This window comes from Streptosporangium sp. NPDC004631, from assembly GCF_053601935.1.
On sequence record NZ_JBSGCR010000020.1, the window covers coordinates 107,994 to 115,972 of the forward strand.

The window sequence follows — 7,979 nt, forward strand, 5'->3', positions numbered from 1 at the left end:
CGGCGCCCCGCTCACCGGCCATACCGGCTCGGTGCGCTCGGTGGTGTTCAGGCCGGACGGCAAACACCTGGCCTCCGCCGGAGACGACGGCACGGTGCGGATCTGGGATGTGGCGTTACCGCGCGATCTCCTGGGAGCGGTGTGCGACATCGCGGGGCGATCGTTCACCGCTGAGGAGTGGCCGCGATACATCCCCGGCGAGCCGTACCGTCAACCCAACTGCCCGACCATTCGATGAGGGTAGGTGCTCCCGCCCGCCGCATCGTCCCCGCCGTCTGCGGGCGCGTCCTGCTCTGTATATGGCGGCAGCAGCCGCCCGGCCGCCTCCACCAGAGCCGCCGTCCCGGCCTGGGACAGCCGAGCCGGGCGCCGCGCGATCCAGCCCCGCACCTGGGCAGCTCGCAGCATCGGCACCCCATCGGCGTGCATGACCCGCAGCATCGGCACACTCGACCCATGGATCGCCAGCACCGGAGTCACCTCCACCGGCCGCCCTGCGGAACGCGTGAGCAGCTCCGAGACCCGCGCCGCCTCATAGCGCACCGCCCGGGCCACCTGCTCCCCGGAGGCCCGCCCTACCCGCACGTACCGCCCACGCTGGGTGACCCGCCGATCCCGGGACCAGTGCTTGGTGTCCACCACGAAAACGCCGGCGCTCCCGATCACGAGGTGATCTACGGGGTTGAGGAACCGGCGGACAGCCGTTATCGATGAGAATGATCTTGCTGGGGCGCCGAAGGGGCAGCAGCGGGATGCAGGTGGGATAGCTGCTGGTCAGCGTCCGACGAGTGCCGCGTAGGCGGTGGAGCGGCCGATTTTGAGAGTGCGGGCGGCTTCAGTGACCGAGATGCCGTCGTCGACCAGGCGGCGTAGTGTGGCCAGCTCGGCGGGGCCGATGACGGGGGGCGGCAGGTCTTCTTCTTGCCGGACAGCATGGCACCGGTGGCTTCGCGGCGCTTGGCGGTGGCGATGCCCTCGGCCTGGCGCTCGGCGCGCAGCTCCAGCTTGTATTCCGCCTGCTGCCCCTTCGGCGTCCTAGCAAGATCATTCTCATCGATAACGGCTGTCCGCCGGTTCCTCAACCTCGGTGCCGACCCCGGGCGGGCCGCTATGGGGCAATGAATAACCTAAATTCCCTTTAAAGACGGTGGTATGGCTATTCGCCTCCTCGGCCTCACTGGCGCCGGGGCGCGGGGCGCTGCATGAGCGGTGCCGGAAGGCCGGTTCGGCGTTGGCGGCAAGGCGCCCGGACACTACGGCCGACCCGCTCTTCCTGCCGGTGCCGTTGCCCGGGATTCTTTGCTTTTCCGGACGGGACATCTTGGTGGGCCGGGTGGCGTGGTGGGTGACGGCGGCCGTGCCGGACGCGTCCGGCACGGCCCCGGGCCGAAGGAGAGGGAAGGTGAATGGCTCAATGACTTTCAGGACGGCTCCGAATACCGCCTCTACCGCTGGGACGCGGCGTTCGAAAGGCATCGGCCTCACGGCCGGTGCCGCCTGTCCCGAGCGTCTGGGTCGGCGTCCTGGCAGCTCAGAGGATTTCCCGAACCGTTCGGAAAGCTATTTAATCTTGCCTGGGGGGGGCAGTGGGGGCAAGACTGGAACCGGTGAGGCAGCCAGACGCCCACCACCTCGAATGTCCGTCTTGCCTTCCTGGGCGCGGCGCGGATCGTTCGAGGAGCACATGGGGCCCCTGTAACCGCAGAGGCCCCTTTATTTATTTTCCCTCTTTTGTCCGGCTTTCGGGACATCGGAAGCTTTCGGCCGCAGGGCGAGATTCCGGAACGGCCATACGGAATGAGCTGCCGCTATAAGCCGTATACGGCTGAGCGTGACCAGAAGATTCCGAAGAACAGAAACATTGCGAAATCTAGACTACCGACCGAGTGGTGCGTAACTCTTACGAGCACGGATCGTGGGCGGCCGGTAACCGCCCCGACAAACACCGCGGCGGTTTTCACGCCGCGCCCAGGAAAAGAGGTTCGTATGTCCCTTCACAACCCGCGCTGGCAGTCGCCGTCGTCCCCTGCGCGCCCCCTCCCGGTGACCATGCCCTCCGGCCACCGGATCGTCGTCCTGATCGTGGTCGTCCTTGTCACAGCGGCGCTGCGGGTGAGCGGGCAGCCGCTGCCCGAAAGCCTTCTGCTGGTGCTCGCGATGGGCGGCGCGGCCGCCCAGGTCAGCGTGTGGCTGGCGGGCGGGACGGCCGGGCGCGGGTGGCTGTGATGCCCGGGGCAGACGACGCCCCGATCCGGTCGCTGGTGACGGAGTTGAAGGACGTCACCACGCCTGAGCAGTTCGGGCAGAAGCTGAAAGAACTCAAAGAGGTCAACGGCCTGACCTTCGAGACCATCGAAAGGCGAGGCGGTATTCCCAGCAGCACCGCCTCCAGCACCCTCGGCAGGCGAACGCTGCCGACGGAGAGGTTCCTCAGAAGCTACGTGCGCGCCTGCGGCGTCGACGCCGCCGGAGTGAACGCCTGGGTGCAAACCCGTGAAAGGCTTCAGCGGCAGGGCAAGCCGTTGACGCCTTCTACGCCGGCGGCTCCCTTGGAGGAGCAGGCTCCCTCTGCGCTGGCGGCTCAGCTTGAGGAGCAGGCTCAGCTTCCATCGGCTCCGGCCGAGGAACCGGCGCCGCCCCTCCCCTCACCCCCCGGCCCGGCCTCCCCTGCGACACGGCGGTCCTGGCTGCCAGAAAACGGCGTCCGCCGCACGATCGTGATCTCTTTGCTGATCGGTGTGACCGCGGCCGCCACCATAACCACCACCGTCATGCTGGGGCGCGACAACCAGGAGTGCCGCAACGCGCTGAACCCCGACGTGGTCGGCGTCTGTTTCTGGAAGGGACAGAACTTCTCCGGCGCGATCAAGGCCCGCGCCAACCCAGCCGGCATAGGCGAGTGCGCGGACATCGATCCCGTCAAGTCCGTGGTCAACCTCACCAAGGTGACCCGCACCTTCTACTCCGGCCCCGGCTGCGAGGAGCGCAACGCCATCGGTGAGGTTCCTCCCGGAGGGAGCTTGGATGCGTTCGAGAACGGTGACGAAGCGAGCTCCTGGCGCTGACCCGATTCCCACGAGTAAAAGTCGGAGCCGAGCTGTTCGATCGCCTTGCTGTAGCGGTCGGTGATGTGTCCCTGGCGTGTGGTGCGGACGTTGTGCACGGTGTAGGAGACCTCCACCAGCGCGATCAGCCCGGTGGAGGTCGTCAACCCACGTCCAGTGCCGCCGCCAGATCCTTACTGGCCAGGCCGCATACCCCGTCGAAGTGCTCCAGTATTCACGCCGCCCCGGGCCCAGCACCCACCCCAGACCCGCCGCCAGAACCACGTCCAGACCCGCCAGAACGAGCCTGGAGAATCCCCGACAGATTCAGGCTGATCGGTCCCCGGCCTCCACAGCGTGATGGTCATCAGCGATGACCAATCGTGACCGGCCGTGTGCGCAGGCGCCGACCTCACCTGCTGCTCACACATTCCCGGTAGCAGACCCCAAGGCGGGGCAAGGACGGTCGAAGGCGGCGGAATCCCCCCGCCCCCGCGCGAGTGCGCGGGGGCGGGAGCACCTCTCGAACTCCGTGGGCCACGAAGTTTGAAAAGGGGCGGGGGATTGCCGGTAGTCGGCGTCAAGCTGAAGGGTGTGCAGCCCTCTTCTCTGTTGTCGCTGCCGGCGAGGATCCCGGCGAGTATCGTCTCGATCTGCGCCGTACCCAGGCGCCCGGCTAGGTTCCGGGCGCGAGCTCGACGGCGGAGTCTGCGTCCGGGATAAGTCTGGATGACCCCATCTGACAGACCTTGACCAACCAGGGCAGGCAGTCACGGCCGTCGAGGTGGCGTCCCAGGCCGGAGATGATCATCACCGGTTGCCAGTGGCGCCGGTAGATCCAGACCAGCCGCCGGCCGACCAAGCGCAGGAACGAGTCTCGATCGACCAGGCTCCAGACGACGGGAGCGACGAGCAGCAGGGCGACCAGGATGGCGCCCCACTGCCAGCCGTAGCGGGTCCAGATCACGCCGGGAAAGGCGACGAGCACCGAGGCGGTCGTGGCGCCAGATGAGCCGCACGAACCCGGCGACCGTGCGCCCGGCGAAGCTGAGCAGGGTCACCACGGCCGGGTGCGGACCACGGCCGGGCGGAAGACGACAGCGGTGTCAGGGGTGGTGGAGACAAGGCGCTGCACTTCGTCGCCGGGCAGTTTCTTGAACATAGGCTTGAGCCCTCTCTTGATTCGCATCCAGGGAGAAGAGGGGGCGCCGGAAGGACCAGTTCCAGCGGCCCCACCTCATGTCAGCCCGCGCCCTGGTCGGCCTGGTCGGGGCCGGGTGGCTGATCGGTGTGCAGGCGCTCGCACTCGTCCCGGTAGCGCGCGGCGGCATCCGCGATCTCCCGAGCGAGGGCCAGGTCAGCGGCGGTGACCGGTCCGCCACCGGTGGTGGAGATCGACAACTGCCCCTCGGAGCCGCCGAAGGACAAGTGGGGCCGGACGCCGCCGATGGTCAGCGCCATGACCGACAGGTCGGCGGTGTGGAAGGAGACGCCGAGCCGGGTGATCCCCTCCTGGACCGTCGCGGTGAGGTAGGTGTACGGCCGGTGGTCACTCATGCCGTCACTCCCCTGCTGTTGGCCAGGCCGTGGAAAAAACGTTCCACAGAGCGGGCGAAGCGGTGAGCTTCAGCGGCGAGCTGGCGGGCGAAGTCGACGTCGGAGGCGGTGACCAGGTCACCGGTCGAGGTGGTGACAGGACCGACAGGGCTCCGAAGTCGAGAGCCAGGACTGGGGTCCGGGCCGGGTAGGGGTGGTTGGTCGCGCGGGCTCCACGACCGGTGTTCAGGGTGATGGTGCTGATGCGGTGGGTCCTGCGGCGTGCCATCAGGCGGCGTCCTTTTCGGTAGTGGCGTGCTTCTTGGCGGAAGCGGGAGTGAAGCCGGTGCGGGGAGCGCGCATCGCGCGGACCTTGATCGAGTAGGCGAGGCGTCCGGTGCCGTTGACGTAGGGGGTGACGGTGACGTTGTCGAACTCGACCGGGGTGAACGGCGAACCCGGCAGCGGAGCCGGGGGAACCGGCTGCACGGTGGACAGGATCTTGACGGCGACCGTCTTCTGTCCCGCCTTGACGGCCGGGTCGGCGTCCATGACGGCGACCTGCCACACCGGCTCTCCAGTGGACTTGTCGCGAGCCTGGACGAACCGGCCGTTGGTTGAGGCGTCGAAGTCCTTGACCGCCTCGACCTCCCCGACGACGTAGCAGCCGTGCGGGAAGACCATGTCGAAGGTGACGGGGATGGGTCCTTGCAGAGCCATGATGACACTCCTCTGTCGTATGACAGGCACTTAACCTGTCATGTGCTTCGAGGATAAGAAAGCCCGCTTGGTAGGTCAAGTACCTAAGCGGGCTCGCGTAGTGAGACTCGGCTAACCGATCGGATAGGCATCCTCCAGCTCGTGGCGATCAGCCGGCAAAAGCACCTCCACCACGGCCAACGCCTGCCCCGAGGCATCTCGGACCGCCCCGTACACCGCCAGCAACGGCGTGTTCTTCGGCATGCCGAGCCGCCTGGCCTCGTCGGCCGTGGGCATCCGTGCGGTGATCTGCTCCACGACGTGATCGAACCGCACGCCCTTACGGGACCGCAGATGATCCCGCAGCCCTTGAGGAAGCGGATCGGCACTGGTCAGATCGGTTCCCTCGGACAACCCAAGGGGCAACCACACCGAGACGATCTCGGTCGGCCCGCCCTCCCGGCTGACCAGACGCCGACGCAGAAACGCCTTGCTCCGAGGAGCCAGGTTGAGCAGGGTGGCGACGCGGTTGGGTACGGCCACGGCCGCGACTTCGACCACCTCACCACAAGACGCGCTCTCCGGGGCGGTCAGGTACGCCTGCCCAGGCCGGGGGCGTTCGACCAAGGCCACCGCCGGACGTCCGCGCACGAACCGGCCCTTGCCCTGCTGAGACTCGATCCACCCTTGTTCCCGCAGGACCCGGAGAGCGGCGACCACGGTGGGCCGGGAAACACCGAACTCCTGGATGAGCTGGTTCTCGCTGGGCAGCATGGAGCCCGGAGGGTAGTCCCCCGACTCGATGCGCCGTTGGAGTGCCTGCACAAGCTGCGCATACTTCGGCGGTACGGACTCTAGCGACATAACGACCGTCCATCACCCAACAGGTTGTTTTACCAAGCTAGAGCGTAACTTGGCTTTCCTCCCCTGTCACGCGTTCGAGGACGGGGAGACCGGAGAAAAGGACGATCCCGGCAGACAGGAGCGGGGGAAAGGGCATGCGGTACCGGGGGCGGGCCGCATGCGTCCGTTCTGCTGTCTGCCGGGACAGTGGAAGGCGCGACGGGACAGGGGTAACGCTCCCCGGCCCCCTCCAGACCCGAGGGACCCCGCCCCGCCGCGCCCGTCTATCGGCCGACGTACTCGGCCAAGATCTGTGCCGCGCCGTCCAGATCGTTCACCGGGTGGCGCTTCTCAGCGGACTGCCAGGAGAAGTAGGCGCCGCCGTACCCGACGAACACCCATACCGGCAGTCCCACCCGTGGACGGGGAATCATCAGGGCGGTGGCGTTGTCACGCAGCTCGGCCCGCACTCCCCGCCGCAGCAGCACATCCTGCAGAAGGGTGAGGAGGAGGGCTTCACTGTGCTGTTCTTCTTGGGGACCTGCTTGCAGGGGAACGGCGGGCTGGGGAGGCGGGGTCATCTCACGTTCCTTTCGGCCCGGCCGCTTGCGAGGCAGTCGAGACATTCCTGTTCTCCGTACGTCTCTTGATCACTGCCGCTCTCGCCGATGAGGAGGGCACGGCGCGAGCTGCGCAGCTTGGTCCCCCGCCCCCGGCAAAAGAGGCAGGGCTTTTCTTCGCTGGACTCGTCTGGCCGGGTCACCGTCGCCATCTCCTCGATTTCGATCCGCGCTCCCTGCGGCGGAAGGCGGGCTGACGTACCGTGGTTGCTTGATGACAAGTCCACCGGCAAACCGGTGACAGCAGGACCCCTGAAAGGCCCCCTTCGTTCCCCCCTCTTGAGCCCCCAGCCGGGAGGAAGGCCCCAGATGCCCGACTACATCCCCAACGTTCAGCTCCGGGCATGGCGTAACGAGCACCGCCTAACCCGCGCCGAGATGGCCGAGCAGATCAACGCCACCCCAATCGGCATCACCGAACGACTGGTGTGCGATGAAGAACGCATCCGCCGCTGGGAGGCCGGAGAGGTCTCCTGGCCGCATACCGCCTACCGGGTGGCCATGACCCAGCGGACCGGCCTGCAACCGGAAGATTTGGGATTCCGCCCGAATCGGCGCGGCCAGAACCGTCTCGTCGAGGCCACTGTGATGCCCATGGACGCCCTCCGAGCCGAGGCCGACCTGTACGGCACGATGGAACTGGCGCAGCAACTCCAGGCGTCCGATGTCGGCACCGGAACCCTGGAAGCCCTCGCCGAGGCCGTCGACCTGCTGTGCCGCGCCTACCCCGTCGTCTCCGCCGCCACCTTGCGCGACCGCACCCAGAAACGCCTCGCCCAGATCAACGGCCTACTCGGCGGCCGGATCACCCTCGACCAGCACCGCGAACTCCTGGTCATCACCGGCTGGCTGACCGCGCTCCTCGGATGCGTGCATTACGACCTGGGCGAGCGGGAGGAGGCCGAGACCGCCCGCCGTACCGCTTATGAGATGGGCCGCCAGGTCGGTCACGGTGAACTCATGGCCTGGGCCTACGAGATGAGCGCCTGGTTCGCCCTGGTCGAAGGCCGCTACGAAGACGTCGTCATCGCCGCCCGCATCGGCCAGGCCGTAGCCGGCCAATCCAGCGCCATGGTCCAACTGACCTTGCAGGAGGCCCGAGGCCTGGCCCGCATCGGCAACCGCCGCGAAGCCGACAAGGCCGGGCCCTCTCCCCAATGTGTGGACACCTTGAGTGCCGGATGATGGACATCCGGAGGCAAGGAGTTCCACGTGGCGATGAAGTCGTATCCGCCGG

11 protein-coding genes are annotated in these 7,979 nt (G+C 67.4%); 4 read left to right on the forward strand and 7 right to left on the reverse strand.

Annotation, left to right across the window (positions count from 1 at the left end; genetic code table 11):
- The coding region (locus tag ACWEF2_RS20740) for a WD40 repeat domain-containing protein (protein WP_453817454.1) at positions 1-238 on the forward strand (238 nt) is incomplete at its 5' end.
- On the opposite strand, the gene ACWEF2_RS20745 is transcribed toward ACWEF2_RS20740, so the two are convergent.
- Positions 211-765 carry a nuclease-related domain-containing protein gene (locus tag ACWEF2_RS20745; protein ID WP_453817476.1) on the reverse strand — a complete coding sequence of 185 codons (555 nt, stop codon included), beginning with the start codon at positions 763-765 and terminating at the stop codon, positions 211-213. The genes ACWEF2_RS20740 and ACWEF2_RS20745 overlap by 28 nt on opposite strands.
- Positions 766-774: 9 nt before the next feature.
- Positions 775-1,011 carry a helix-turn-helix domain-containing protein gene (locus ACWEF2_RS20750; protein ID WP_453817477.1) on the reverse strand — a complete coding sequence of 79 codons (237 nt, stop codon included), beginning with the start codon at positions 1,009-1,011 and terminating at the stop codon, positions 775-777.
- Between the two features lie 975 nt (positions 1,012-1,986).
- Here ACWEF2_RS20750 and ACWEF2_RS20755 point away from each other — a divergent pair.
- Together ACWEF2_RS20755 and ACWEF2_RS20760 are read left to right on the forward strand one after the other, a co-directional pair.
- Positions 1,987-2,226: a hypothetical protein gene (locus tag ACWEF2_RS20755; RefSeq protein WP_453817456.1), complete on the forward strand. Its 240-nt coding sequence runs from the start codon at positions 1,987-1,989 to the stop codon at positions 2,224-2,226.
- 44 nt (positions 2,227-2,270) lie between these two features.
- On the forward strand, positions 2,271-3,065 hold the full coding sequence (locus ACWEF2_RS20760) for a helix-turn-helix domain-containing protein (RefSeq protein WP_453817458.1): 795 nt from the start codon (positions 2,271-2,273) through the stop codon (positions 3,063-3,065).
- Positions 3,066-3,720: 655 nt separating this feature from the next.
- Here the strand turns inward: ACWEF2_RS20760 and ACWEF2_RS20765 are convergent.
- The 5 genes from ACWEF2_RS20765 to ACWEF2_RS20785 form a co-directional block, all read right to left on the reverse strand.
- Complete coding sequence (locus ACWEF2_RS20765; RefSeq protein WP_453817460.1) at positions 3,721-4,032, reverse strand: hypothetical protein; 312 nt, start codon at positions 4,030-4,032, stop codon at positions 3,721-3,723.
- Between the two features lie 254 nt (positions 4,033-4,286).
- Positions 4,287-4,601: a hypothetical protein gene (locus ACWEF2_RS20770; protein WP_453817462.1), complete on the reverse strand. Its 315-nt coding sequence runs from the start codon at positions 4,599-4,601 to the stop codon at positions 4,287-4,289.
- A gap of 267 nt (positions 4,602-4,868) precedes the next feature.
- On the reverse strand, positions 4,869-5,300 hold the full coding sequence (locus ACWEF2_RS20775; RefSeq protein WP_453817464.1) for a plasmid replication, integration and excision activator: 432 nt from the start codon (positions 5,298-5,300) through the stop codon (positions 4,869-4,871).
- 111 nt (positions 5,301-5,411) lie between these two features.
- Positions 5,412-6,143 (reverse strand): GntR family transcriptional regulator, encoded by a 732-nt coding sequence (locus ACWEF2_RS20780; protein WP_453817466.1) that lies wholly within the window; start codon positions 6,141-6,143, stop codon positions 5,412-5,414.
- 263 nt (positions 6,144-6,406) lie between these two features.
- Entirely contained in the window at positions 6,407-6,703 is a 297-nt protein-coding gene (locus ACWEF2_RS20785) for a hypothetical protein (RefSeq protein WP_453817468.1), read from the reverse strand.
- A gap of 348 nt (positions 6,704-7,051) precedes the next feature.
- Here ACWEF2_RS20785 and ACWEF2_RS20790 point away from each other — a divergent pair, with 348 nt between their 5' ends.
- Complete coding sequence (locus ACWEF2_RS20790; protein ID WP_453817470.1) at positions 7,052-7,927, forward strand: hypothetical protein; 876 nt, start codon at positions 7,052-7,054, stop codon at positions 7,925-7,927.
- The last annotated feature ends 52 nt before the right edge of the window (positions 7,928-7,979 follow it).